This is a genomic window from Siphonobacter curvatus (genome assembly GCF_002943425.1).
Taxonomy (GTDB): Bacteria; Bacteroidota; Bacteroidia; order Cytophagales; family Spirosomataceae; genus Siphonobacter; species Siphonobacter curvatus.
This window is the reverse complement of sequence record NZ_PTRA01000003.1, coordinates 172,761-199,489: the sequence shown is the minus strand read 5'-3', so window position 1 is coordinate 199,489 and position 26,729 is coordinate 172,761. Positions and strand designations below refer to the sequence as shown.

Below are 26,729 nucleotides of genomic sequence, written 5' to 3'. Positions count from 1 at the left end.
CTTCCCTTCTATGACGCAAACGGCTCCTTCTTCCACGACTCGACCCCTCCTGGCCTCGCTGGTTTTTCTGGTGATATACGCTTTGATTTTTGTGTATAAACGCTTTTTCAGCGAAGCCCTGTATCAGGATGAAATTCACTTTCTGCAAACGGCCATTCAGTTTAGTAAAGAACCCATTCCTTCGCTCCGTTTACTCGAAACGTACGGAGAACTGAACACGCCACTCCCCTTTATTCTAGGTGGCTGGATCATTCGGTTGTTTGGTGAAGACATTTTTTACTTACGGATGCTGAATTTCGTATTGAGTTACGGCATCCTTCTCCTCTTTATCTGGACCCCACCCCGGCCTACGGCTCGCTTGTGGGTGAGCCTAATCGGCATTTTCCTGTTTCCTAGCTACTACCTCTGTAGCATTTATTACTACACGGACATTATCGCTATGATTTGCGTGCTGCTGGGTTTCGTCTATTACCTACGGAATTCCCACCTGGTAGCCAGTCTGTTTTTTATTGCGGCGGTTTGTTCACGGCAGTACATGATTGCCTTTCCAGCCGCAATCCTCATGCACCTGGTCTGGCAATCGTATCAACAAAATGGTTGGGGATTTATTCCGGTTTTTTTCAAGCAAACACCCTGGCCTGCTTACCTATTAGCCGTACTGAGTCTGGTACCTTGGGTTTTACTGTGGAAAGGAGCGGCTCCGGCGGCCGAAATGGCTCGTCAATATTACGAGACGGGAAAGATGTATAACCTGGGTTTTGTCCTCTACGCCAGTTCCTGTATCAGCGTCTATTTTGTCATTCCCGAAGCTCTGATGACCCGCCGCTGGGGGCACTATCTGGCTTATCCCCGCAAGAATCCCCTTCTCTTCCTTGGACTGGTGGTTGTGGTCCTGATTATTGCCGTATTCTTCCCGGCTCAACAAACCAATAACAAGTATTTTGACTGGCCGTATCTGGGCTATGTCGATCAGGGCTTAACCTTAATTGGACTTTCGGGCCTTGTTAAACAACTGCTATACGCCGTTTTGATGCTCTTGCTGTTGATGCGATTCATCACACCTGAGCTTTCACTGGGTAGTTGGGTGTTACTCATTAATCTATTGATGCTCGGCAAAGCTCAGCTTTCCTGGGATAAATATTCATTACCTACGGTATTGATCTTGTGGTATCTAACCCTGTTCAATGCCTACTGGCCCTTACAAAAGAACGCAGAAGCTTAACCTTTGTATCCGTTCTATTAAAAAAGAAAACGTTCCGAAGCATTCGTTCGGAACGTTTTCTTTTTAAAGCGTATGCTTCGGATCGGCTTAGCCTCCCAAGCCGTACTTGAGAATACAGTATATGGCCCGAAAGCCGTCTTTCCAGTTGATTTTTTTACCTTCCTCGTAGGTGCGTCCGTAATACGAAACGCCCACTTCATAAATGCGGATGCCTTTGATACGGGAAATTTTGGCCGTTACTTCGGGCTCAAAGCCGAAGCGTTTTTCTTCCAGTTTGAGCCCTTTTAGTAGATCAGCCCGAAAGAGTTTGTAACACGTTTCCATATCCGTGAGGTTAAGATTGGTGAACATGTTGCTAGCGAAAGTCAGCATTTTGTTGCCGATGGAATGCCAGAAAAACAAAATCCGGTGCGGGCGACCACCCATAAACCGCGAACCGTACACTACATCGGCATAACCATTGATGATCGGTTTCAGCAGTAGATTAAATTCTTCGGGGTCATACTCCAGATCCGCATCCTGTACAATGATATAATCTCCTTTAGCAGCTCTGAAACCCGTATGTAACGCAGCTCCCTTTCCCTGATTTACTTCGTGCTTTAAGTACGTCAAATCCAGGTTAGGATGCAGACTTTGAAATTCCTTAACGGCTCGTTCCGTCTGATCTTTTGAGCAGTCATTGATGACAATAATTTCTTTCTCAAAAGGGGATAACAGTTGAATGGATTCCAATCGTGAAAGAACGCGTTGAATCGTTTTTTCTTCGTTGTATGCGGGAACAATAACAGATAGTAACATTGTAAACGCGGTAGGATAAGGTCGAAAGTTCGGGAAGTAGGTCAAAAAAGTTTGAAAAGATAGGTATAAAATTCCATAGCAGAGGTACTAGTATCAACCGCACACCGTAGGTATGCAGTGATTTGCTAGGCTTTACTCTATTTTTTAAAACTTAAATAACTATTTGATTTCCACAACCTTAACTACCCAAATCCGATCCGCATTTACATGCCTTTGTGTTTCTATCGTTTTTTTTTAAAAAAGGGAAGGACAAACACTTGACTATCGTATCCACCCGGACTTCTTTAGCTCTATTTTTCTCGGAGTTTACTTTGCTTTTTTCCGTATAAAAAATAAATCGCAAAGCCAATCAGTAGCCATACAATTAAACGAATCCAGGTATCTAAAGGCAGAGAAAACATCATCAGTAAGCACGTGAGAATGCCCAAAATGGGCACGACGGGTACCCAGGGCGTACGGAACGGCCGAGGCGTTTCGGGTTGTCGTTTTCGGAGAACAATTACGCCCAGGCAAACCATCACAAAAGCTAGTAAGGTCCCAATACTAACCATTTCACCTACAATGTGAATGGGCATGAACCCGGCGAATAAGCTGATGAATGTACACAGTAAAACGTTGGATTTATGCGGCGTCTGAAAACGCGGATGTAGGCTGGAAAAGACGCGGGGCAGCAGGCCGTCTTTACTCATCGTGTAAAACACCCGGGACTGTCCTAGCAAGTCCACCATGATTACGGAGGTATATCCAATCAGAATGCCCAGGATGATCAGCTGCTGTAGCCACTGATACGGCGTTTTTTCGATCGCTACGGCGATGGGAGCTGCACTATTTTTAAATTCCGTATAGTGAGCCATACCCGTAAGGACAAAGCCAAATACCACGAATAAGACCGTACAGATGGCTAAAGACCCAATAATGCCAATGGGCATGGTTCGTTGGGGATTGCGGGCTTCCTGAGCCATTGCGGCTACAATATCAAAACCAATGAATACGAAGAAAATCACCCCGGCTCCGCGAAGGATTCCACTCGCTCCAAATTCGCCAAAAGTACCCGTGTTTTCAGGAATGAAGGGATGGTAGTTTTCCGGTTTGATGTACTGAATACCCAACGCAATAAACACAATTACGACCGCAACTTTGATCGCCACGATGATGCCATTTACCCAGGCCGAGCCCTTTGTACCCCGAATGATAATAGCAGTGATGATCCAGAGAATAAGCAGGGCCGGTACATTCATAATTCCGCTGACCGTACTACCGTCGGCCAGCGTTACGGCTTCAAAAGGACCGCGTACCCACTGCGGTGGCAGATGAATCCCGTAGGAAGCCAGAAATTTAATCAGGTACTGCGACCAGCTAATCGAAACGGTAGCCGCTCCTACGGAGTATTCGAGGATTAAATCCCAGCCGATGATCCAAGCAAAAAGTTCGCCCATGGTGGCGTAAGCATACGTATACGCACTACCCGCTACGGGCACCATGGCCGCAAATTCGGCGTAACACAGGGCACTGAACGCACATCCAACAGCCGCTAGCAAAAAGGATAGTACAACGGCCGGACCCGTATTGTTGGCTGCGGCGATACCCGTGAGCGAAAAAAGTCCGGCTCCGATGATTACGCCAATACCAATGGCAATTAAATTCCAGGAACTCAGGCTTCGTTTTAGGGTATTACTACCTTGCTGGGCAGCTTCGGTTTGCAGCGAAGCAATGGACTTAATCCGGCTCATTAATCTATCTTTTTGGTAGGGAATTTTGTAAATATAATTTGCGAAGGGCGATCCCGCTACCATTGAGCCTGAAAATAGGATCATCTGGAACGAAAGTGCGGCCAGTTTGCGGACTTTCAAGCCATAAAAAAAGGCTGGATCGCTCCAGCCTTTTTCAGTATCCCTAGCAGTTGACTCTTAAAGTCCGCTGAAATCGAAGTCATTGAGGAATTGCGTCGTGAACTGTCCGCTTTGGAAGGACGGATCGTCCATGAGTCGCAAATGGAAAGGAATCGTCGTTTTTACGCCTTCGATGACGAATTCCGACAGAGCCCGTTTCATCCGCGTAATCACTTCCTCCCGACTCTGACCCGTTACGATCACCTTGGCAATCATGGAATCATAGTTCGGCGGAATGGTGTAACCCGCGTATACGTGGCTGTCAATCCGTACGCCATGTCCACCGGGCAGGTGCAGCGTCGTGATTTTGCCGGGAGCCGGACGGAAATTATGTCCGGGATCTTCGGCATTGATGCGACATTCCATGGAGTACAGTTTCGGACTGTAGCTCTGACCTGAAATGGGTACACCGGCGGCCACTTTGATTTGTTCTTTGATCAAATCGAAATCGGTTACTTCTTCCGTAATCGGGTGTTCAACCTGAATACGGGTATTCATTTCCATGAAGTAGAAGTTACCGTGTTTGTCGACGAGGAACTCAATGGTACCCGCTCCTTCGTAACCGATGGCGGATGCTCCTTTGATGGCCGCTTCACCCATTTTTGCCCGTAACTCCGGCGTAATGATGGGAGAAGGCGTTTCTTCGACCAGTTTCTGGTGACGACGCTGGATGGAGCAATCGCGTTCGGACAGGTGGCATACCCGACCAAATTGATCTCCTACGATCTGAATTTCGATGTGACGGGGTTCTTCCACGAATTTCTCCATGTACAGACCATCGTTGCCGAACGCCGCCGCCGATTCCGTACGAGCGTCGTGCCAGGCTTTTTCAAATTCTTCTTCGCTGCGAATGACCCGCATACCGCGTCCACCTCCACCGGCCGTAGCCTTGATGATGACGGGGTAAATACCACGGGCTAACTCGATTCCCTGCTCAAGGGATTCCAGCAAACCGTCGGAACCGGGGATAACCGGTACACCAGCGGCTTTCATGGTTGCCTTGGCCGTAGCCTTATCACCCATGGAATTGATTTGCTCGGGAGTAGCGCCAATGAACTTGATTCCGTATTCGCGGCAGATTTGCGAAAACTCGGCATTTTCCGAAAGGAATCCATAACCGGGGTGAATGGCATCCGCACCGGTTACTTCAGCCGCTGAAATCAAATTGGGGATACTTAAATAAGACTGGCGACTTGGCGGAGGCCCGATACATACTGCCTCATCCGCAAAACGTACGTGCAGACTTTCGCGATCGGCAGTCGAGTATACAGCCACCGTTTTAATACCCATTTCCCGACAGGTACGGATGATCCGCAGGGCAATCTCGCCACGGTTGGCAATCAATATCTTCTTAAACATCTTTTCAGTTTGCAGTTTTCGGTTTTCTGTATTCGATAAAATCACCGCCCGCTCCTAGTGAAAACGGACGACTGAAAACAGAAAACTAACTTACACAGGTTCAACTAAGAACAGAGGCTGGTCGTATTCAACCGGCGTGGCATTTTCAACCAGTACTTTCACGATACGGCCGGATACTTCTGACTCGATTTCGTTGAAAAGTTTCATGGCTTCAACCACACAAACTACTTTACCAGGCTTGATTTCCGTACCTACTTCCACGAATGCCGGAGCATCGGGGCTACCCGCCCGGTAGAACGTACCGATCATGGGCGACTTAACCGTAATCAGGTTGGAAGCTTCCGCCGCCGCTGCAGGCTGGGCCGGAGCCGCCGGAGCACTCGGAGTAGCTACCGGAGCCGGAGCGGCAGCGGGGGCGGCTACCGGAGCTGGAGCCGCCACGGGGGCTGCTACACCCGCGTAACGCTTCACGCTGATTTTCAGGTCAGTCGTTTCAATGTTTACTTCGTCCAATCCAGATTGGGCGATGAAATCAAGTAGATGTTGTATGTCTTTGGTTTCCATTGTGAATGAATTTTCGGTCTTGAAGAGTCGACGCGTACAGGCCGACTGGCGGTATTACTTTACGCGTTCTACGTAATCGTAGGTACGGGTATCGATCCGGATTTTTTCACCTTGCTCGATAAACAGAGGTACCATGATTTTAGCACCCGTTTCTACTTCTACGGGTTTCTTGGGGGAGTTGGCCGTATCCCCGCGGATACCGGGCTCAGCGTAGGTTACTTCCAGTTCAACAAAGGGAGGTAATTCCATCGTTAAGGGAGCTTCCGTTTCCGTATTGATCAGAATTTCAACGTTCTGGCCTTCTTTCATCAGATCAGCCCCTTCCACGAGTTTTTCGTCCAGCGTAATCTGATCGAACGTTTCATTATCCATGAAGTTGTAACCCGTCTCGTCTTTGTAAAGAAACTGGAACGTACGACGTTCTACCCGTACTGGATAAATCGCTACGCCGGAGTTGAACGTGTTATCAATAACCCGACCCGTGGTGAGGTTTCGCAGTTTCGTACGTACGAAAGCAGGGCCTTTACCGGGTTTCACGTGTAAGAATTCGACAATTTGGAACAGGTCGTTATTGTAATTAATGACCAGGCCGTTTTTAATGTCTGCGGTCGTTGCCATGAAGGAGAATTTTTGAATGCTTGAGTTGCTGGATTCCAAACGGATATTCCGTGAACCGGAACCAAGGTATTTGATAATAAAAGTAGCCAGGATTTCTGCTGGCTACTTTCTTCGTATTCAAAGCCTGATGAACATCAGGAAAGATGCGTACAGAAAGTTAGATCGCCCACTTTACTAAAGCGGCACCCCAGGTAAACCCACCGCCAAAGGCAGCCAGTACCAGATTGTCGCCTTTCTTGAGTTGGCTTTCGTAATCCCACAAACACAGTGGAATCGTAGCTGCGGTGGTATTACCGTACTTGTGAATGTTAAGCATTACCTTTTCGGGCCCAATGCCCATGCGTTGAGCCGTCGCATCGATGATGCGTTTATTGGCTTGGTGAGGTACCAGCCAGGCAATCTCTTCGCTGGTCAATTGATTTCGCTCCATGATTTCGGCGGCTACCTCGGCCATTCGTACCACGGCGAATTTGAATACCGCCTGCCCTTCCTGACGGGCAAAGTGCTCGCGGTTCTGTACCGTTTCTAGCGTGGGTGGATACTTACTCCCCCCCGCCTTTTGGTACAGGTGTTGCACACCGGCTCCATCCGAATAAACTTTCGAGTCTACAATACCATATCCATCGGCATTGGGTTCGAGCAAAACAGCTCCGGCTCCGTCACCAAACAGCACACACGTCGTCCGATCCTGATAATCAACGATGGATGACATTTTATCCGCTCCCACAACAATGACTTTGCGGTATTTACCGGTTTCGATGAACTGAGAGCCAATGGTCAGTGCATAGACAAAGCCCGAGCAAGCCGCTCCTAAATCGAAGCTGGGTACGTGACCCAGACCACAAGCCGTTGCAATCAGATTGGCCGTTGAAGGAAATACGTAATCGGGAGTAACCGTTGCACACAGCAACAAATCTATTTCTTCCGGCTTCGTATTCGTTTTGGCCAGTAAGCCCTTCACTGCTTCAATGCCCATGACCGAAGTACCTTGTCCTTCGCCTTTGAGAATATGACGCTCCTTGATGCCCGTACGACTCGTAATCCATTCGTCTGAAGTATCTACCATTGTCGAAAGTTCTTCATTCGTCAATATGTAGTCAGGCACGTATCCGTGAACGCCCGTGATCGCTGCAGTGATTTTCATAGTGTATTCTAAAGCAAAAAAGCACGAAGCCACTGCCCATACGTCGGCGGATTCGTGCTCACTTTGCTAACTTAACGCTTGCTTGATCTTCGTATATACGTCTGATTCGACTTGCCGTTTGGCTAATAGAATCATACTCTTAATCGCTAGCGGGGAAGAAATACCGTGAGCAATAATGACGTTTCCATTCACGCCTAAAATAGGGCTTCCGCCCGCGGCTTCGTAATTCATGTGGTTGACAAATTCGTCGTCCACACCCCGGCTTTTGAGAATATCATAAATGGATTCGCCCATTTTTAAAATGACGTTTCCGGTAAATCCATCACAAACAATCACATCTGCCTTATCCGTAAACAGCTCTTTACCTTCGAGGTTACCGATAAAGTTGTACTTCTTGGTGGCTTTCATCAACTGATGAGCCGCCTGAGCTACGAGTGATCCTTTCTGTTCTTCTTCACCAATATTCACCAGTGCTACGCGAGGATTATCGACACCGTGGGTATACTGTGCATATAGGGAACCAATTTCACCGAATTGTTCAAGCATTTCGGGCTTGCAGTCGGCATTGGCACCAATATCCAGCAAAACGGCCATTTTACCCGAAACCTGCGGAGCAAAACCCACGATAGCGGGCCGAATGAGTCCTTCAACAGCTTTCACGCTAAAGAGAGCCCCTACGTGCATCGCTCCCGTATTGCCAGCCGAGCAGAAAGCATCTACGACTCGCTCTTTCAAAAGTTTAAACCCAACTCCAATGCTGGAATTGGGCTTCTGAGAAAGGGCCTTGGTAGGATGCTCGCCCATGGCAATCACTTCGGTGGTATGTACAATTTCGATCGTAGCCGGTAACGTTCGTTCACCTAAGACTTCCTGAATATCCGCCTGATTTCCAATCAATACGATTCGAACTTGCTCGGTTAATTCATTAGCAGCCAGCAATGCTCCTTCTACAATCGCTTTTGGGGCAAAATCACCCCCCATAACATCAACAGCAATCTTCATCCAGGTAACCAATTTTGGTGGCGGGCAAAATTAAGGGATTCGCCAAAAAAATAAATGGTTAATTGCCGATAGTTCACCGGTAGAAGTTGACCGGAGTGGTCAAACCTCTCATCTCCAATGAATACCCAGCAATTAACCATTTCTAACGCCCGTACTTAGGCGTTGGCTTTGTAGTTCTCAACTACCACTTTACCGCGGTAGTACAGATTTCCTTCGTGTACGTGAGCCCGGTGGTAAAGGTGTACTTCGCCCGTAGTGGCATCCGTTGCCAATTGTTTTACGGTCAGATTATCATGAGTCCGGCGTTTGTCACGACGGGTGCTGGAGTGACGGCGTTTAGGGTGTGCCATGTTGTTCTTAATTATGAGCCGCTACAGGCGGCTGTTTGTTAGCTATTGATCGATATGAATACGCTTAATCAGGGCTGAAATCAGGATCCTTTCGAACCATTTTTCAACTTTTTCAGGGCTTCCCAGCGGGGATCTACCTCGGGTTCGGCGTTTTCTTCGGGCTTAGCCGATGAATACACCAGAATTTCGGCGGTAGCTTCTTCGTCCTCTTCATCGCTCTCTGCGGTACGAAACCGGGGATGTAGCTTTTTCATGGGGACGGTTAAGCCGATGAAATCAAACAGGAAGCGGGCGATGTTTACGGTAGCCGTTTCCCAGGGAATAATTTCGATTTCATCCGAGAGTTGCTCTGCCTTATCTCCAAACTTTAGAATCTGCTTCTCCTTCGTCTGAAACGGTTCCTCGAAAGGATCCAGACTACGGTCACAGATGAGTTCGTAGCTACCGGCAATATCAAAACTCAGTTGCAGCATCGTGGACGATTTGTCCAGACCTACTTTCGCTTTAAAAGCTCCTTTTGAAATCAGATTCTGATCCAGAGCAGCGAAAAATTCGTTACCTCCCTCGAAATGAAAGTCGTAATGCTTGTTTTCGAGCTGGAGAATATCAATATCGTATTGGCGTAATTCCTTTGGATTACTCATCTCTGTCAAAAAGGCTCGCAAAGTTAGGCCAATCTGCTGATTTTTACAACGGTAGAAAAATCATTTTTTCCAGAACAGCCTAGTTTCGTGAATATTTAAGGGTTTCTATGCGTAAAATCGGACTTTGTTCCAGGCTTCCCGCTCTCCCACGAGTTAATTTTCAGCCTCAGAACCGTATCCTCTCACGTTCATTTAGGGCTAAATTGGCGTACCACCCAAGGCTGTTTCAGAAACGGTCTCCTTCCACTTCCTCCTCTTTTTTGCCCTTGTTTTTGTTTTCGTACACCAGTTTACCCCGGTTGTCATACTCCCGCAGCACCGTGCCTTCAATAGCTTCGTACTTGTCTTTTCCGTACTGAATATCCCGTTTGGTACGCCCACCCGAACCGAACTGATGATACTCCCGCCAAAGTTTCACGCGTACGGAATCATCCAGCGTCCCCTCTTCTTTGAGCTGCCCTCCCTCGTAAAACGAACGGTACAGGCCACTGTACTTTCCGTGCATTTTGGGAATCACTTCCTTGATTTTGGTTTGATTCGCATCGTAATACGTGATAACCGATTCGTTGGGAAAACCTTTTTCATAGATCTGTTTATCCGACAGTCCCTCATCTCCGTCCACATCCTTACCGTACTTTTCCCAGCGACCGTGTTTGGTGCCCATATAATAATAACCCTCTTCTTCCAGGTGTTCACCCCGGAATCGTCGGTAGGGACCGTGCAGAATCTGGGCGTATTCTTTGTCTTTGATCAAAGTCGTCAGAATCCGGTGTGCCCGGTAGTCAAACCAGTGAATATCTCGAACGTAGACGCTGGGAGCCTGGTAGGTTTTAAGTACAAAAAACTCTTCAATGGTTACGCGTTCGCCTGAGCCCAGTCGATTGGTAATATGGGTAATGGGAATGCCCTCGTACTCGCTAGCCGCGAATTTGTTGATTTTCTTTTTCCCGCTTTTCTTCGTTCGGTGCGATACTTTCAATCCCAGATCGGCCGGTAATCCGTCACTGTTAAGTTCCCCGAGTGGAGAGTTCACACCTGCACTAGCCGATACCCCTTCCAGAGCGGCCTTTTTCAAATTTTCCTTACTGCTGAAAGCCTCCTTGATTTTATTCTTTTTTTCGCTCAGTTCGTCCAGAATCGTTTTGCGGCCGCTTTTCTCGATGAGGGGCTTCTTAGCCGTCGTAAAGATGGAATCATTCTGGGCGAAAGTCGTCTGACTTAGACACACGCATAATCCGGCGACAAACCAGAAGCTGGAAATTTTAGTTATCGTTGTATCAACGCTCATACGCATAGATTCTACAGGGGTTGGAACGCAGACTTGCGGGAATTATTTTCTTAACGTGCTGATTATCTAATACAAAAATGCGAAAGAATTACGCAGAGATAGGAAAGTTTTCGTTTTTTGCAGAAAAATGTAACTCTTCCCGCCAATTATAATCGTTGACTATCGTGGAAAAAAACGCAAAAATCTATATTGCTGGCCATCGGGGCATGGTTGGCTCGGCCATTCTTCGCAAACTCCAGCAGGAGGGCTTCACTAATTTCGCCCTGCGCACCTCGAAAGAGCTGGATCTGCGTAACCAAGAAGCCGTTCAGCAGTTTTTCGAAGAAGAACGCCCGGAGTACGTCTTTCTAGCCGCCGCCAAAGTGGGGGGCATCGTGGCCAACAACACCTACCGAGCTGATTTTCTTTACGAAAATCTGATGATCCAGAATAACGTCATCCACTCGGCTCACGTAACGGACGTAAAGAAATTAATGTTCCTGGGCTCGTCCTGTATTTATCCGAAAATGGCTCCTCAGCCTTTGAAGGAGGAGTACCTGCTCACCAGCGAACTCGAACCAACCAACGAACCCTACGCCATTGCCAAAATCGCGGGCATCAAAATGTGCGAATCGTATCGTCGTCAGTACGGCCGCAACTTTATCTCGGTCATGCCCACCAACCTCTACGGTCCCAACGATAACTACGATTTACAGAACTCGCACGTACTGCCCGCGTTGATCCGCAAATTCCACGAAGCCAAAGTGAATGGCTCCCCCACGGTGGAAGTATGGGGTACGGGCTCGCCCTTACGCGAATTTTTGTACGCGGATGATCTGGCTGATGCCTGCTACTTCCTCATGCAACAGTATGATGGCGAAGAGTTTGTCAACGTGGGTACGGGTGAAGACTTGTCGATTAAAGCCCTGGCTGAACTGGTGAAAGAAACCGTAGGCTTTGAAGGCGAACTGGTTTGGAATACCGAGAAACCCGACGGTACGCCGCGCAAGCTCATGGATGTAAGCAAACTGCATGGCTTAGGCTGGAAGCACCGCGTAGATCTGCCCGAAGGGATTCGTAAGGTATACGAAAAATTTGTCGAGCACGAAGAAATTCGCGTCCTCTAAGGCAGCTTTTCCTTTCTCATTCTGACTAGGGAGTCCATCAATCGATGGACTCCCTTTCTTTTTTGGGGTTCTTTTGAAACGTTTCCTTTCGCTTAGCGCCTCAGTTTCAGAACTCCCTTTTTTCCTTAACATTTTTTCAGAAATGGCTTAACACTCTTTAACGCAGGAAATTCTTGAAATATTCAAATCAAAGCCACTTTTGAATCGTCTAACGGACCTTGCATCGAAAACAATAAAACGGGTATTTCCCTGATAAGCCATGAAAAAATTATTCTTCACTTCAGCCTTTGTTCTTTCCATGATTGTAACCTATGCCCAGTCCTATCGCTACCGCCCGACGAGCGAGCCCGAGGGCGTTCGCTTTGGAATTAAAGGCGGGGTGAACCTGGCAAATGTCATCGTATCGCCCCGGCCGGGTAACCTGGTCAACGGACGGACGGATTTCCACGCGGGTCTATTTGCGGACATTCCCGTGGCCGAAAAATTCAGTATTCAGCCGGAGTTATTGTACTCACGTCAGGGCTTTCGGGTCTTGAATGGAATTGGTTCCGTGACGATGAACACGATCAGTGTACCCGTATTAGCGAAGATTCACGTGACGCCTAATGTATCAATTGTGGCTGGTCCTCAGGTAAGTTACCTGGCCAATGCCCGGATTGGCTTAAATAGCTGGTTTGCCATTAACTACAATAACGCCTTCCAGAAAGTAGGGGTTGATGGCGTAGCCGGACTGGAATTTGAAGCGGGTAATTTCGTCGTAGGGGGTCGCTATAATTATGGCTTCAATAACCTGAATAAAGACTTTACATTCAGTAAAAACTCAGACATGTCCTTCAACGACTTGGTTCAGTTACGCAATTCGACGGTACAACTTTCCGTAGGATATAAATTTTAAGCATTTCCCCCACTCGTCCTTTTATTTTCAGTACAACAGATAACTTTCAGGTTAATGAAAAAACCTCCGGGCGTTGCCTGGAGGTTTTCTATTTAAAAATGGCTACCCCTTATAGTTTTGGCGTATTGGGCTTTCGCAGGAGTACGCCGGGCAAATCCACAACCTGATGTGCCCGAATGGCATACGGATTGAAATTAGCTAACCTTCCGCTTGAAGCCGGGAATTGCCCCGTCGTAATAAAACTCAACGCATCTTTAATGCATAGTTCCTGCGGATCCCCCCAGTTGCGGGTCACATCATCCGCCTGCTGGCGATCTACTGGGAGTCCCTCGTAATATTCACCGTAGTTGCTGGCATTTACTTGCTTGACGGCGAGTGGGAATGCGTAATAATTCATAACCGGAAGAGGGTAATAACCCGCTGGTTTTCCGTAGGTCGTCTCCCCTACTAGCTTCACCGTCATGTAGGGCTTGAGTACGTTAATCAGTAATTCACTAGCGGAAGCCGTTTCTCCGGTAGTGATAAACACCACCTGGCTTAGGTTTAGGTTATTCGTGGGCAGAGGATTACTAAAATTCTCACTTGTGTTATAACCCGAATACTTGGAAAGCGTTTGATTGTGCTGGTCCTTATACATAAGCTTACCTGCAGCTGAACGGGGAACAATCAGATCGGCTATTTTCTCAGCTAATACGACCTGGCCGCCGCCATTGTATCGTTCATCAAAAATCAAATCGGTTACGCTATTCGCTTTAAAATAGGCAAAAGCTTCGTCCAGCTCTGCTGAAGCAGTAGCTCCTAAGAAACTGCTAAAAGCGATATACCCCACCTTCTTGCCATTCTGACTGATGATTGTACGCGTCAGTACAGGATTGGTCTGATACGAAGTAACCTTCAGGGTTAGGGTCTGCGTCGTACCATCCGGCTTTTTAAAAGCTACCTGCATAGACTCTTTAAACAGGGCTTTCGAAAGGGCATCTATATTAGCCGTGTTCGCTGTAATACCATCGACCGAGGTAATCTGCCAGCCCCGTTGCACGCCTTGTTTACCAGGATCGGAGTTCTTGTACACAAACGCTACGCGTAAATCATTCGCGGCAACAAAGCCAAAACTAATGCCTAAGTCGCCACTCGCTCCCGAAGCTACCTCATCCCACTTTTCCTTAGTCATCGCAAAACTCCAGCGGTCTAGGTTTTTGCCGTTGGTTCCCAACGGACTATAGGTACGTACTTTCTCCATGACCGCTTCCGGCGAATCATAACTCGTAGGATTAAAGCTAGCTAAGGAAGGCAGTCGGTCGTTCCAGAGATAATAGGTTTTTGAATAGAGGTAAACGCTGTCTCGTACATCCGCTGTAGCTTTAGCTCCATCGTTTTCATTGTCTTTTTTACACGACGAAGCCAGTGTTCCTAGTAGTAGGATCGTGATGGCGTATTGAAGTGCTCTCATTCGGAATATATTGTTTTGGAATAAGGATTGGTCTCAAAAGCTATAGATAACTCTAATTCAACCCATAATATTACATTTTAAGCACTTTTTAAAGCAAGAGCCAGTCTTTCACAAGACTGGCTCTTTAGATAAAATAATATGCCGGATCGTTAGAGTACGGTTTCCAGATCGCGTTTGAATTCAACTAGTAGCATTTCCTTCACGGCTACTTTCCGCTTCTGGGTATTCACCTTTTGGAAAAGAGCTTTATCAGCAGCTACATAAGCCCGAATTCGACCATCAAACTCCAGGTATTGTTCCAGATCGCCTTTTTCCTTGCGTACCAGATATTCCATCTGATAAATCTGAATTTTCAGCTGATCACGTTTCGGCTTCTCGTCGAAATCCGGATAACGATAGCCAATCACCCGACGCAGGTAGTTCAACTCAAATACTTTATCGCAGGCTAAGCGGAATTTCTCGGCCACGTTCCGGTCCAGCGTTTTCACCTTCGGAGCGAGGTCTTTCCACTTCACCAGCAATTCCTTGGCCCGATCAGAGGCTTTGGAAATAACATCCTGATGAACGGATGCGGTTAGCGTTTCCGCTTCAGCCGCAATATTTTGTAGCTCCTGTAAACGGGGGTCTACCCGAGGACGGGGCGTAATGCCTTTCATGGCATTATAACGATCAAAGAAAATGGTCGTCGCCTTCTTGAAGCGTTTCCACAGTTTACTTTGCCGCTTGGGAGGTACGGGGCCTACGGTTTTCCACTCATTCTGTAGCTGACGAACCCGTACAAAGGCTTCATCAAACTCCGTGCTCCGCATTAATTTTTCCGACTCGGCAACGATGTCTTCGAGTTTATCAAAGCGTTCATCAATGATCCGATTTTGTTCGGCGTAGTATTCGCGACGGCGTTGGAAGAAATCATCCGAAATCCGATCGAAACCACCTTCGATTTCATCGTGATACGGTTTATCGACCGGTCCGGTTTTTAGCCATTTGGTTTTGATTTCTTGAATTTTGTCCGTGGCTTCATTCCAATCGGGAATAGCCGTAGCGGCCTGATGAACTTCTTCAAGCAGGGCTCGTTTAATTTCCAGATTTTTTACCTGGTTTGAGGAGATCAGTTCGCGAAGGTACGTTTCCAGCTTATCGAGCATAGCCAGCAAAGGCGGAAAATCGCCAAGGCCGTCGAACTCCAGCAGGTTTTTGCGTAATTGCAAAAGTTTGGTCAGGTACGAGCCCTTGTTTTGGGCTTCCTGCACGTCCTGGTGAAGCTGAATGACTTTTTGCTGAGCTAACTGAAATCGATTTCGGAAATAATCTAACGCTTCCTCTTCTGTATTGCGTACGTAGCCAATTTCCCGGTCGGGATAGCCAGCATAGCCTTTCAGATAAACTTTTCCTTCTTTTGTGTAACCGTGGGTATCTTCTACGTAGCGGTTGGGTGTGATGGTGGTCTCCATGGGTTTTTGAGGGATGAGACTGGGCAAACGGTCCTGAACGCCTTACTTTTGCCAGTGCTGATATTCAAGCAACAAATAAAACAAAAAATGAGTAACGAAACCATAATCTTTTCGATGTCTCGGGTGAGTAAAGTAATTCCACCCAGTCGAACGATCATTAAAAACATTTCTCTTTCCTTTTTCTACGGTGCCAAAATTGGGATTCTGGGTCTGAACGGTTCAGGAAAATCGACGCTGATGCGAATCATCGCCGGCATCGATAAAAGCTACCAAGGAGAAGTAGTGTTTTCGCCGGGTTATTCAGTAGGTATGCTGGAGCAGGAACCCCAGTTGGATCCCGAAAAAACCGTTCGCCAAGTGGTCGAAGAAGGCGTTGCCGAAGTGGTGGGTTTACTCAAGGAATTTGAGGAAATCAATGAAGCGTTTGGTGAACCCGATGCAGACTTTGACAAGCTACTGGCCCGTCAGGGAGAAGTGCAGGAAAAACTCGATGCCCTAGATGCCTGGGAGCTGGACACGAAACTCGAACGGGCCATGGATGCCCTGCGTTGTCCGCCCGAAGATGCGAAGATTGGTGTACTCTCCGGTGGGGAGCGTCGCCGGGTTGCCTTATGCCGCTTATTATTACAAGAGCCTGACGTTCTGCTACTTGATGAACCTACCAACCACCTGGATGCTGAATCGGTACTCTGGCTGGAAGAACACTTGCGGCAGTATAAAGGAACGGTCATTGCCGTTACGCACGACCGCTATTTCCTAGACAACGTAGCGGGCTGGATTCTGGAACTGGATCGGGGCGAAGGTATCCCTTGGAAAGGAAATTATACCTCTTGGCTGGAACAGAAGCAGAAACGACTTTCGCAGGAGGAAAAGCAGGAGTCCAAGCGTCAGAAAACCCTGCAACGCGAGCTGGACTGGGTACGCATGGCCCCTAAGGCTCGTCAGGCTAAATCAAAGGCTCGTTTAGGTGCGTACGAACGCCTCTTGAACGAGGATGTCAGAGAGCGGGAAGATAAACTGGAGATCTTTATTCCGGCGGGTCCTCGTCTGGGCAGTAAGGTCATCGAAATTGATCAGGTGTCAAAAGCGTACGGCGATAAAATTCTTTTCGAAAATTTAACCTTTTCGCTTCCTCCAGCGGGGATTGTCGGCGTAATCGGGCCGAACGGTGCCGGGAAAACGACGCTTTTCAAGTTACTGACGGGTCAGGAACAACCCGATTCAGGTACGGTTGAAGTCGGCGAAACGGTTCAATTGGCTTACGTTGATCAGTTACATGATAACCTGAAAGCGGATAAGTCGGTCTACGAAACCATTTCGGGTGGTAACGACCCGATGCTGTTAGGGGGCCGGATGGTCAACGCCCGGGCGTATGTGAGTCGTTTCAACTTTGGCGGTTCGGATCAGGAGAAAAAGATTTCGAACCTGTCCGGGGGTGAGCGGAACCGCGTCCACCTAGCCATGATGCTCAAGGAAGGTTCGAACCTGCTGCTCTTAGATGAGCCGACCAACGACCTAGACATTAATACCCTGCGGGCTTTGGAAGAAGGTCTGGAAAACTTTGCGGGTTGTGCCGTCATTATTTCCCACGACCGCTGGTTCCTCGACCGGATTGCTACCCATATTCTGGCTTTCGAGGGCGATTCGCAAGTATACTACTTCGAAGGAAACTTTAGCGAGTACGAAGAAAACCGCCGCAAACGTCTGGGTACGGACGCTACACCGAAGCGGATCAAGTACAAAAAACTGGTATAGTCAGGTTAGGGGGAATACGCTTACTACGTATTCCCCCTAACTTTTGTAAGGTCCAAGAGACATGCTATAGATTCGCAACCCCAGTAGTAGAAGATAGACGAGTAAAGGCCCCAGCAAAATCAGCCCAGTCGAGGTCGAGAAACACCGAAAGCTAGGCGTGAAGACCGTTGTATAGAGGACATAACTAAGGGGAAACCCCAGGGTCCAGGGTATCCGTTTGGGCGTTAGCCTACCCGTTCTGATCAGGGAAATTTGACTGACTATCATTCCCACGTACAGCATGGTTTCGAATAAAATCATCGGCCACTCTTCGGGAAAGTAGGGCATTAAATAAGAGATAGGGAATCCTATTTCATTATAGAACAAAGGATAATAAGCTAATCCTCCCAGACAATTAAAGGTCTGACAACTCAGGGTACACAGCAGTTGAATCCATTTGAGTAGCCCATCGGTGCTTCTCAGGTACCGTACCTTCTTCGGTTGAAGAGGGTTAAACGCGTACGCCTTCGGCATAAAGGAAAGGTCTTGTTTTGCACAAAACTCTATCTTACACACCACGTATGCTTTTACAATTGTTAAAAAATTACGGCCGATACGAAGCCCGAATCCGGCTCAGTGTTACCTGCGTAATGCCTAGGTACGAGGCAATCAAGTGCAAGGGTACTCGCTGTAGAATAGCGGGAAATTGTTCAAGCAAGAGAGCATACCGTTCTTCCGCCGTATGAAAAGCAAAAAGTTTCATACGCTCATCGAGTCGCAGATAATTTTCGGTAATCATCAATCGCCCCAGTCGTTCGGTAGCGGGGTGTTGAGCGAAGAGCCACTCGATATGGGTGTTTGAGATACTACAGATCTGCGAATCTTCCAGCATTTCGATCCAGTACTCACTGACCTGACCGGTAAAAAAGCTATCAATCGCACTGATGATTTGGCCTTCAAAACCAAACCAGGCCGTAATCTCCTGATCGTTGCGGTAATAGAATACCCTTCCCAGCCCTCGTTCGATGTAATGAAAGTGCGTACACACCTCCCCCGCCCGCAAGAGCAACGTACGTTTGGCAAACGTTTGTCGATGGGTAATCTGAGCGATGGCCTGCCTTTCTGCATCCGGCAAATCCGGTGTGAGTTGCGAAACGTAGGCCTCAAACGATTGCATACCGAATTATTTTCCTTTGGCTGCCGTCAGCATTTCTTCCGCCATCGGTTTCAGATTGCTTCCGGGATAATTCTGAATAAAATCATTGAGAGCCTTGCGGTACGCCTCCGCATTTTGCGTTTTCGCCATTAGCATCGCTTTCAGCAAGGCGAATTTATCTTCGAGTGCATTTCCCGCGTAAGCCTGTAATCCACGCTCGGTTTGGGATAAGGCATTCGTATAATCGCCCTGACGGTAGGTTTCGTAGGCCTGAGCGTACAGATTCTGGGCTTCCGATTCGGCCCCTGCCGTCAATGGGGTCAGACTACTACGATTGATCAGACGGACATAATAGGAATCCGGGAATTTCTGGAACAGGCGATTTTTGTACTCCGCCTGCCGGGGTGTTCCTTCGGTAGCCAGGTAGAGTAAATACAGGGTCTCGGATTCGTACTGCGTTTGGGGGAAGAGCGTCAGTAATTGCTCAAAGGTTTGAATGGCTTTCTGATTTTCATTCAGCGTCAACCGGTACAACTTGCCCAGTTCAAAATAGGCCAGTTCCTGTTTCTTACGCGAAGCATCCAGGGCTTCCGGCGTAAACGGAATCGTCTTTTTCATACTCTCGACTTCGGCCTGTAAGGGCGAAACTGCCTGAGTAGCCTGTGGATTAGAAGGGTCCCCAGTTCCTGGCTGGCGTACAGCGGTGATGTTCGAATTATCCGAAGTTAGGGAGGTTTCTTTCGTTACCCGCCGCCAGTTATCTTCCAACTTTCGGGTACCCCATTTCTCCTGAAACTCCTGTCTACCCCGTTGTACCGAATTAGGATTATAAAAGTACCAGACACTGGAAGCCTGCACATTATCCGGCTGAATACCCGACGCCGCTAGCATCTGTTCCTGCCGGGCCCGGGCAGCTTTTTCCTCGGCCAGTCGTTTTTCGGCGGCTTCCTTGGCCTGACGATCGCTTACCACCTTTTCCAGGTACTTGTCCAGCTGGGTAGGATTCATTGCCGCCAGTTTTTGCAGGCTGTCTTCCGTTTTGATGACTCGTAAATGCATGACAAACTGATCAAGCCCCCGTTTTTTCTCCGTAATCTGGGCCAGATTACCCAGATTGCGAGGTCTGAGTTGTACCGTGCTATCGTAGTACATTTGAGCACTTTCGTAATCCTGTAGCGGGTCGTAACTCAAATCCGCAATCCGCAGATAGACCGCCGCTAGTTGTTCCGGTTTCTGAGCGGCCAGACTGGCGGCTCTTTTATAGTAGGGAATAGCTTCCCGAATATGGCCCCGCCGTTCTTCGTAGGACCCCATGGCAAAATAAATTTGGTCCTGTAAATCGGCATTTTTACGATCCCGTAGCATGCGGTTAAAACTCACCTTGGGATCCTGATTAGGCTGATTGAGCAGCGAGTTCAGTCGAGCATAAAACGACAGATCGTAATTAGGCCGGTTCCGCTGAACGGCCGCGTATTGACTCATGGCCTTGGCTGGCTTGTCCGTTAGTTCGTACAACTGCCCCAATGCATAGTACACCCGAGCCTTCCTATCATTTTTAGGCATCATCGGTAAACTCTCTTCCAGAATCGCAGCGGCTACGGCATATTCCCGACGTTGCTGGTGTAAATAGGCCTTGGTCAGGTAATACGCCAGCGTTTCGCTTTTGGATAAGGGCAGATTACGCACCACATCCGCCACGCGTAGAGCTACGTTATACTCGCCTTCCTCCGTATACGCCCGCATGAGTCCGATCAAAGCTGCGGAGCGAGCGTTGCCATCGGGATAGTTCGTATTGATATACTTGAAGGTTTCAATGGCGTTGCGAATGTCTCCCTGCTGCAGGCGGGCTTGCCCGAGTACCAGATACGCATCGTCAAGGTATTTGGCATTCTGGTGCCGCTCCGCTACCAGCGAAGCTTTTTTAATCACTGAAGCCAGTTCATTAGTTACCAGCAAAGCCGCCTGCGAATCGATCGGTACTAAAACCGGAAGCAGGGCGGCGTAGTTATCTCGTCGGTTGGCAAAAATGGTTTTATTGGCTTCCCCTAGCAGTTCCTGAGCCTGTAATAAGGCGTTGTACTTGGAAGTTAGGTTGTGAAAAGCCACATTCGCTGGGGCTGTGGAATGCTGGGTACAGCTAATCATCCCGAGCAAAAAAAGTACTAGAAAGCTATAACGGTACAATGGAGTTGGCATGGATCAAACGCAGAGTCGAACCTAAAAACGTGGAATTAGGCTCATATTTTATGCCAAGTTCGTAAATTCCTCTCAAAAAATTGAGATAAGTCGCTAGCCGCATATCCTATGGAAAATGAAGAACGGAATTTTAATCCCTACATCCGGTATACGGGTCTGGCCATGCAAATGCTGGTCACGATTGGCGTAGGTGTTTTTTTAGGGCTGAAGCTCGACGAATGGGTCGGTACAAAAACGCCCTGGTTTACCATTGGCTGTTCGCTGTTTTTTATTGCAGCCGCCCTGATTTCTCTCATTCGGGGGCTACCCAAAACCTAAAAACTCAGCCATTGAAACCTGGAAAAGCGGTAGGAGAACTTTTTTCAAAGCCTTACCTTTGCAGGCTGGTATTAATCAAACCCCAACATGTGGCGAACCCTGCTGCCCGTACTTCTCGTAGGAATTGTATTTTTTCTAGCTCCTCGATTGGGGCTTCAGGCCTGGATACATCCCGATAGCTGGGATATGCTGGCCTTTTTTGCCTGCCTGGGTTTTCTCAATTATCGGCTTGTCAAATGGGGATTAGCGGACAATGGCGACAAATTCGTTAACTTTTACCTGGGCAGCATGGTATTGCGGATGATTTTGAGTTTTGTATTCCTAATAGTCTACTTTTTTCTAGGTACCCTTGCCATCAAGCACTTCATTCTTCAATTTTTTGTACTCTATTTATTTTTCACAGGTTTTGAAATTGCGGGCGTGTATAGTAACTTGCGGCACTTTTCGGAGAAAAAGCCCTGAAATCCCTACGTGATGAGCCGCAATCGATCGTTTAAAGTCTTTGCAATCAGTATTTTATCTTTTGCTCTTTCTGTTTTTAGCTCGCAAGTCGTTTTTGCTCAGCACGAGCACGAAGGCCATGCAGAAGCTACCCATGAGCATGGAAAAACGGAAGAATTTAACCCTGGTCAAACGATTCTTCACCACGTAGCCGATGAGCACCAGTGGCACCTGGCTACGATTGGCGAATCACACTTTGCTATTCCGCTTCCGGTTATTCTGTATACGCCTACCCGGGGCCTCAACATTTACTCCTCGAACGCGTTTTACCATGGTTCAGGCGAGCATGATGGATTCCACTTACATCATGAGCATTTTACGTCAGAAGACGGGTCACACGTTTATGACTTTTCCATTACCAAGAACGTCATGTCGCTGATCATTAGCGTGCTGCTCCTGATCACCATTTTCTCGATCGTGAAAGGTGGCTACGCCAAGCGTCAGGGTAAAGCTCCCAAGGGTCTGCAATCGGCTCTGGAACCCTTCATCATCTTTATTCGTGATGAAGTAGCTAAAAACTATATTGGCGAAAAGCACTACCGTCGCTTCTTGCCTTACCTGTTAACGGTTTTCTTCTTCATCTGGATTAACAACCTGCTGGGTTTGTTACCGGGTGCCGCTAACGTAACGGGTAACATCGCCGTAACGCTTACGCTGGCCGTATTGACCTTTATCGTGGTAAACTTCAACGGTCGCAAAGCCTACTGGACGCATATTTTCGCCATGCCCGGTGTACCGAAATGGATGCTGATCGTGATGACGCCCGTTGAAATTGTAGGGATGATGATGAAACCCTTCTCCCTGATGGTTCGTCTTTTTGCGAACGTTACGGCCGGTCACATCATTCTGCTGAGCTTACTGAGCTTGATTTTCATTTTCAAGTCAGCGGCTTTGAGTGTAATCGTAGGTCCCTTTACGGTATTCATGACGATGATCGAGCTGCTGGTAGCGGTGCTACAGGCGTATATCTTTACCGTTCTTACGGCCAGTTACATTGGAGCCGCCGTTGAAGAGCATCACCACGATGATCATCATTAATAGCGTTTTTGCTTGCGCTTTACAGTCTTTTTTAAATACATTCTTTGTTTCACTTTAATAAATAAAACAGTCATGTTGACTACTCTCTTACAAGTTGCTCAAGAAGGTGGACTTTCATTAGCATACCTTGGTGCGGCAATCGGTGCAGGCTTAGTTGCTATTGGTGCAGGTCTGGGTATCGGTCGTATCGGTGGTACTGCCATGGAAGCTATCGCTCGTCAGCCTGAAGCTTCTGGAAAAGTACAAGGTGCGATGTTGATCGTAGCTGCTTTCGTAGAGGCCGTTGCCCTGTTCGGTGCGGTAATCTGTCTTCTCGTAGCTGTGAAGTAATTCACACCTCGAGCCGAAATTCTGACATCTGGCCCGGCTTGCATTAGGTGACCGGGCCCGATGTTCTTCTCACTGAGTGAAACAAACAAAGAAATAGGCATTCGCCGCTATTTGATTTTTCAACCCAAACTAGTTCCAACGTCATGGACTTAATTACCCCGAGTCTTGGTCTGATTTTCTGGCAATTGGTTTTCTTTCTGCTCCTGGTTTTCGTGTTGGGCAAATATGCCTGGAGACCCATCCTGTCGAGCCTGAACGAACGCGAAAAGTCGATTGAAGACGCTATCGAACTCGCTAAGAAAACGCGTAACGAAATGGCTCAGCTTAAAGCTGATAACGATCGGGCCAAAGCCGATGCCATCATCGAACGCGACGCGATCCTGAAACAGGCTCGCCAGACGGCTGAGAAAATGATTGCCACGGCAAAAAATGAAGCCGCTCAGGAAGCCAAAGCTGAAATCGAAAAGGCTCGCAAGACCTTCCGTGAAGAGCAGGCTGCTGCAGTAGCCAAGCTGAAAGGCGAGACTTCGAAGATCGCTCTGGAGATTGCTGAAAAGGTACTTCGTCGCGAATTATCTGACAAGACTTCGCAGGAAGCTCTTGTGAATGATTGGCTGAAAGACGCCAAATTGAACTAATTACGTACTACGGCGACAAAGCCGTCGTTATAAATACGTATTATCACTATGTCTGACCAAAGCGTAGCGTTTCGATATGCCAAATCGTTGATCGGGCTGGCTCAGGAAAAAGGAGTGCTGGATAAAGTACAGGAAGATATGCAGTTGTTTACGCAGGTTTGCCAAACCAACCGCGATTTTGCATTGGCTTTAAACAGTCCTATCGTTAAACACTGGAAGAAACTGGAAATTTTGAAAGCTCTGTTTCAGTCCCGTGTGAGCCCAGTAACGTTTTCGATTTTTGAAATCATTACGAAAAAAAATCGGGAGTCTATTCTACCTTCTGTAGCTCGGGAATTTAACCGACAGTATCAGGAGCTAAAAGGAATCCAGGTAGCCCATATTACGACAGCTTCACCCCTGACGGATGCCCAGCGGACTCAATTTAAAGCGGTGGTATCTCAACAGACGGGCAAGATGATTGAACTGTCGGAGACCGTAGACCCCAACCTGATTGGGGGTTATTTACTTCGGGTAGGAGATAATCAGATTGATAATTCGATTAAGAGTCGCTTGAATGATTTAAAAATTCAATTTGCTCAAAGTTAGTTTAGTACCAGTTATTTCTGATTTTTTACCTGTTTGCATACAGTTAGAAAAAACCCGCCACTTGGCGGGTTTTTTTTGGTTTTACTCGATTCGTAGAATGGAACAGGATTTACCCCGAAACTGGAAATGCTCCCCTACCCGCTTACCTAGTAACTGACTCCCAATCGGTGATCCGGGTGAAATCACAACTACTTTTTCGGTATCTACGGGTACAATACCTACGCTGATGGCAATGAGAAACCAGCCCTCAGAGGTTTCAATCAATGATCCAAATTCCACGCGTTCGTAGCGAGCAGTCAGTTCCTGACGTTCGAGCTGTAAGCGTTCCTGCCGTAGGATTTCATATTGCTGGGCGTAGCGATCCCGCTCATTCTGGGCCATTGCCCGGCCCGTTTCGTACTTGTCGCCCGCCGAGCTCTTACTTTCTTCATTGGCGGAAGCCTGAGCCGCCTGCATGGCATTCCAGGCAATACTCACTTTTTCATCCAGCAGTGACTTTAAGCGTTCGATGATCGTAGTTTTATGCATAGCTGATGTAGTATAGCTAAAGAAGGGCTGATGAGAATGCTCACCAGCCCTTCTTTCCTAAGAAATAAACGTCGGCTTATTTCAGTCCCAGGTCTTCCTGAATCTGCTTTACCTTCGCTTTTAGGGAATCATACGTCGTATTAAAATCTTCTGGTTTTTCCAACGGAGCATTCACGGATACGTAAAATTTGATTTTAGGTTCCGTACCCGATGGACGAGCGGATACCTTCGTACCATCCGCCAAGATCAGTTGAATTACGTTTGACTTTTCAATGCCCATTTCCGCCGCGATTGGTGTTTGCTGACCCGTTGCTACATCCTTAGATACCAGGTTTTGATAATCCAGAATCGTAACGGGCTTTGATCCGGCCACTTCAGCGGGTGGGTTGTTGCGCATATCGCTCATCATTCGCTGAATCTCTTCGGCTCCCTCTTTTCCTTTTTTCGTCAGCGAAATTAGTCCTTCGTAGTAGAAGCCGTTTTCCATGTACATCTCGGTCAGCATGTCAAACAGACTCAGCCCTTGGTCTTTCGCGTAAGCAGCCAGCTCCGCAATAATAGCGCAGGAAGCAATCGCATCTTTATCGCGTACGGCATCACCGATCAGATAACCGTAGCTTTCTTCTCCACCACCGATAAATTGTTCGCGTCCTTCCAGATCACGGATTACTCCCGCAATGTATTTGAAGCCCGTCAGAGTATTGTAGCAATTCACGCCGTACCGATCACACATTTTATCGATCAGATTCGTCGTTACGATGGTTTTCGCTACGAATTCCTTACCCGTTAACTTACCCGCTTCTTTCCAGGCCCGTAACAGATAGAAGATAATCAAACTAGCCATTTGATTCCCGTTCAGTAGCTGCCATTCGCCATCGGCATTCTTTACGGCTGAACCTACGCGATCCGCATCCGGGTCGGTTGCCATCACCAGATCCGCATCAATTTCTTTGGCCTTGTTCATGGCCAGAGTCATCGCTTCCGTTTCCTCGGGATTCGGATACACTACTGTAGGGAAATTTCCATCCGGTGTTGCCTGCTCTTCAACGATCGTTACATTGGTAAAGCCAATCTTTTCCAGGGCTTTCGGCACCAACGTGATACCGGTACCGTGAATCGGCGTATACACGATTTTAAGGTCTTTCTGCCGCTCGATTACGCCAGGATTTACTACATTCTTCGTAATCACCTGCTCCAGATACTTTTCATCGACTTCTTCACCAATTTTTTCAATCAAATCCGGATTTCCCTGGAAGTTGATGTCGTCAACGGATTGAATGTTATTGACTTCCGCGATGATATTCTTATCGTGCGGAGCCACCACTTGAGCCCCGTCGTTCCAATACGCCTTATACCCATTATACTCTTTCGGGTTGTGGGAAGCCGTAATGACTACTCCACTCTGGCAACCCAGCAAGCGAATGGTGAACGAGAGCTCGGGCGTTGGACGCAGTTCTTTGAAGAGAAATACTTTGATTCCATTCGCAGAGAAGACATCCGCCGTTACCTGAGCAAATTCAGGGGACATATTCCGGCTGTCGTGAGCGATGGCTACTTTTATTTCCTGACCGGGAAAACTTTTCTTCAAATAATTAGCCAGACCCTGCGTAGCCGCCCCTACCGTGTATTTGTTCATACGGTTTGAGCCTACGCCAATCAAGCCACGTAAACCACCCGTACCAAATTCCAATTCTTTGTAAAAGGCATCGGTTAATTCCGTATCATTTTCTTCATCCAGCAGTTTCTGAACCGCTGTTTTGGTTGTTTCATCGTAGTTCCCAGAAACCCAATTCTGTACTTTCTGGCGGATAATCGCGTCGAGACCGGTTGACATATAGGTAGTTAAAGTTGATAAAAAATTAAGATGTACGAGGAAACTACAAAATTCTGTGCACCACGGAGTAAAAAAGAATTCTACTACT

The 26,729-nt window shown here is 47.6% G+C and carries 26 protein-coding genes; 10 read left to right on the top strand and 16 right to left on the bottom strand.

Annotated features, from left to right (window positions below; genetic code table 11):
- Nucleotides 1-10: 10 nt before the first annotated feature.
- Nucleotides 11-1,222, top strand: coding sequence for a hypothetical protein (locus C5O19_RS17940; RefSeq protein ID WP_104714764.1), 1,212 nt, complete (start codon nt 11-13; stop codon nt 1,220-1,222).
- Nucleotides 1,223-1,309: 87 nt separating this feature from the next.
- On the opposite strand, the gene C5O19_RS17935 is transcribed toward C5O19_RS17940, so the two are convergent.
- From C5O19_RS17935 to C5O19_RS17890, 10 genes are all read right to left on the bottom strand, one after another.
- Nucleotides 1,310-2,020, bottom strand: coding sequence for a glycosyltransferase family 2 protein (locus C5O19_RS17935; protein ID WP_104714763.1), 711 nt, complete (start codon nt 2,018-2,020; stop codon nt 1,310-1,312).
- Between the two features lie 290 nt (nt 2,021-2,310).
- The gene (locus tag C5O19_RS17930; RefSeq protein WP_104714920.1) at nt 2,311-3,750 is read right to left on the bottom strand and encodes an amino acid permease; all 1,440 of its coding nucleotides are present in this window, start codon (nt 3,748-3,750) and stop codon (nt 2,311-2,313) included.
- Between the two features lie 177 nt (nt 3,751-3,927).
- A complete protein-coding gene (gene accC / locus C5O19_RS17925; RefSeq protein WP_104714762.1) occupies nt 3,928-5,268 on the bottom strand; it encodes an acetyl-CoA carboxylase biotin carboxylase subunit in 1,341 nt (446 codons plus the stop codon).
- Between the two features lie 90 nt (nt 5,269-5,358).
- Entirely contained in the window at nt 5,359-5,832 is a 474-nt protein-coding gene (gene accB, locus C5O19_RS17920; RefSeq protein ID WP_104714761.1) for an acetyl-CoA carboxylase biotin carboxyl carrier protein, read from the bottom strand.
- A gap of 54 nt (nt 5,833-5,886) precedes the next feature.
- Complete coding sequence (gene efp, locus C5O19_RS17915; RefSeq protein WP_094814963.1) at nt 5,887-6,450, bottom strand: elongation factor P; 564 nt, start codon at nt 6,448-6,450, stop codon at nt 5,887-5,889.
- 157 nt (nt 6,451-6,607) lie between these two features.
- Nucleotides 6,608-7,594 carry a beta-ketoacyl-ACP synthase III gene (locus tag C5O19_RS17910; protein ID WP_104714760.1) on the bottom strand — a complete coding sequence of 329 codons (987 nt, stop codon included), beginning with the start codon at nt 7,592-7,594 and terminating at the stop codon, nt 6,608-6,610.
- Nucleotides 7,595-7,660: 66 nt separating this feature from the next.
- Entirely contained in the window at nt 7,661-8,596 is a 936-nt protein-coding gene (gene plsX / locus C5O19_RS17905) for a phosphate acyltransferase PlsX (protein ID WP_094814967.1), read from the bottom strand.
- 155 nt (nt 8,597-8,751) lie between these two features.
- Nucleotides 8,752-8,946 (bottom strand): 50S ribosomal protein L32, encoded by a 195-nt coding sequence (rpmF, locus tag C5O19_RS17900; RefSeq protein WP_094814969.1) that lies wholly within the window; start codon nt 8,944-8,946, stop codon nt 8,752-8,754.
- 80 nt (nt 8,947-9,026) lie between these two features.
- On the bottom strand, nt 9,027-9,590 hold the full coding sequence (locus C5O19_RS17895; protein WP_104714759.1) for a YceD family protein: 564 nt from the start codon (nt 9,588-9,590) through the stop codon (nt 9,027-9,029).
- A gap of 226 nt (nt 9,591-9,816) precedes the next feature.
- Nucleotides 9,817-10,884 (bottom strand): toxin-antitoxin system YwqK family antitoxin, encoded by a 1,068-nt coding sequence (locus C5O19_RS17890; protein ID WP_165796055.1) that lies wholly within the window; start codon nt 10,882-10,884, stop codon nt 9,817-9,819.
- A 158-nt stretch (nt 10,885-11,042) separates the two neighbouring features.
- On the opposite strand from C5O19_RS17890, the gene fcl reads away from it, so the two are divergent.
- Nucleotides 11,043-11,984 (top strand): GDP-L-fucose synthase, encoded by a 942-nt coding sequence (gene fcl / locus C5O19_RS17885; protein ID WP_104714919.1) that lies wholly within the window; start codon nt 11,043-11,045, stop codon nt 11,982-11,984.
- Nucleotides 11,985-12,243: 259 nt separating this feature from the next.
- Complete coding sequence (locus tag C5O19_RS17880) at nt 12,244-12,879, top strand: porin family protein (protein WP_104714757.1); 636 nt, start codon at nt 12,244-12,246, stop codon at nt 12,877-12,879.
- A gap of 109 nt (nt 12,880-12,988) precedes the next feature.
- Here the strand turns inward: C5O19_RS17880 and C5O19_RS17875 are convergent, their stop codons facing one another.
- Complete coding sequence (locus C5O19_RS17875) at nt 12,989-14,329, bottom strand: S41 family peptidase (protein WP_104714756.1); 1,341 nt, start codon at nt 14,327-14,329, stop codon at nt 12,989-12,991.
- Between the two features lie 149 nt (nt 14,330-14,478).
- Nucleotides 14,479-15,780, bottom strand: coding sequence for a DUF349 domain-containing protein (locus C5O19_RS17870; RefSeq protein WP_104714755.1), 1,302 nt, complete (start codon nt 15,778-15,780; stop codon nt 14,479-14,481).
- A gap of 87 nt (nt 15,781-15,867) precedes the next feature.
- Between C5O19_RS17870 and ettA the strand changes: the two genes are divergently transcribed.
- Complete coding sequence (gene ettA / locus C5O19_RS17865; protein WP_104714754.1) at nt 15,868-17,535, top strand: energy-dependent translational throttle protein EttA; 1,668 nt, start codon at nt 15,868-15,870, stop codon at nt 17,533-17,535.
- Between the two features lie 583 nt (nt 17,536-18,118).
- Here the strand turns inward: ettA and C5O19_RS17855 are convergent.
- Both C5O19_RS17855 and porW read right to left on the bottom strand, forming a co-directional pair.
- A complete protein-coding gene (locus C5O19_RS17855; protein WP_104714752.1) occupies nt 18,119-18,691 on the bottom strand; it encodes a Crp/Fnr family transcriptional regulator in 573 nt (190 codons plus the stop codon).
- A 6-nt stretch (nt 18,692-18,697) separates the two neighbouring features.
- Nucleotides 18,698-20,815 (bottom strand): type IX secretion system periplasmic lipoprotein PorW/SprE, encoded by a 2,118-nt coding sequence (gene porW / locus C5O19_RS17850; protein ID WP_165796054.1) that lies wholly within the window; start codon nt 20,813-20,815, stop codon nt 18,698-18,700.
- 159 nt (nt 20,816-20,974) lie between these two features.
- On the opposite strand from porW, the gene C5O19_RS17845 reads away from it, so the two are divergent.
- From C5O19_RS17845 to atpH, 6 genes are all read left to right on the top strand, one after another.
- Nucleotides 20,975-21,184, top strand: a complete 210-nt coding sequence (locus C5O19_RS17845) for an AtpZ/AtpI family protein (protein WP_094814985.1) — start codon at nt 20,975-20,977, stop codon at nt 21,182-21,184.
- 87 nt (nt 21,185-21,271) lie between these two features.
- Nucleotides 21,272-21,646, top strand: a complete 375-nt coding sequence (locus C5O19_RS17840; RefSeq protein WP_094814987.1) for a hypothetical protein — start codon at nt 21,272-21,274, stop codon at nt 21,644-21,646.
- Nucleotides 21,647-21,658: 12 nt separating this feature from the next.
- Nucleotides 21,659-22,723, top strand: a complete 1,065-nt coding sequence (gene atpB, locus C5O19_RS17835) for a F0F1 ATP synthase subunit A (RefSeq protein ID WP_104714750.1) — start codon at nt 21,659-21,661, stop codon at nt 22,721-22,723.
- Nucleotides 22,724-22,795: 72 nt separating this feature from the next.
- Nucleotides 22,796-23,053 (top strand): ATP synthase F0 subunit C, encoded by a 258-nt coding sequence (gene atpE, locus C5O19_RS17830; RefSeq protein ID WP_102201216.1) that lies wholly within the window; start codon nt 22,796-22,798, stop codon nt 23,051-23,053.
- Between the two features lie 143 nt (nt 23,054-23,196).
- Complete coding sequence (gene atpF / locus C5O19_RS17825) at nt 23,197-23,691, top strand: F0F1 ATP synthase subunit B (RefSeq protein WP_104714749.1); 495 nt, start codon at nt 23,197-23,199, stop codon at nt 23,689-23,691.
- A gap of 48 nt (nt 23,692-23,739) precedes the next feature.
- A complete protein-coding gene (gene atpH, locus C5O19_RS17820) occupies nt 23,740-24,279 on the top strand; it encodes an ATP synthase F1 subunit delta (protein ID WP_104714748.1) in 540 nt (179 codons plus the stop codon).
- An 81-nt stretch (nt 24,280-24,360) separates the two neighbouring features.
- Here the strand turns inward: atpH and C5O19_RS17815 are convergent, their stop codons facing one another.
- Both C5O19_RS17815 and C5O19_RS17810 read right to left on the bottom strand, forming a co-directional pair.
- Nucleotides 24,361-24,807, bottom strand: a complete 447-nt coding sequence (locus C5O19_RS17815) for a GreA/GreB family elongation factor (RefSeq protein ID WP_104714747.1) — start codon at nt 24,805-24,807, stop codon at nt 24,361-24,363.
- Nucleotides 24,808-24,883: 76 nt separating this feature from the next.
- A complete protein-coding gene (locus C5O19_RS17810; RefSeq protein ID WP_104714746.1) occupies nt 24,884-26,641 on the bottom strand; it encodes a phospho-sugar mutase in 1,758 nt (585 codons plus the stop codon).
- Nucleotides 26,642-26,729: the final 88 nt, after the last annotated feature.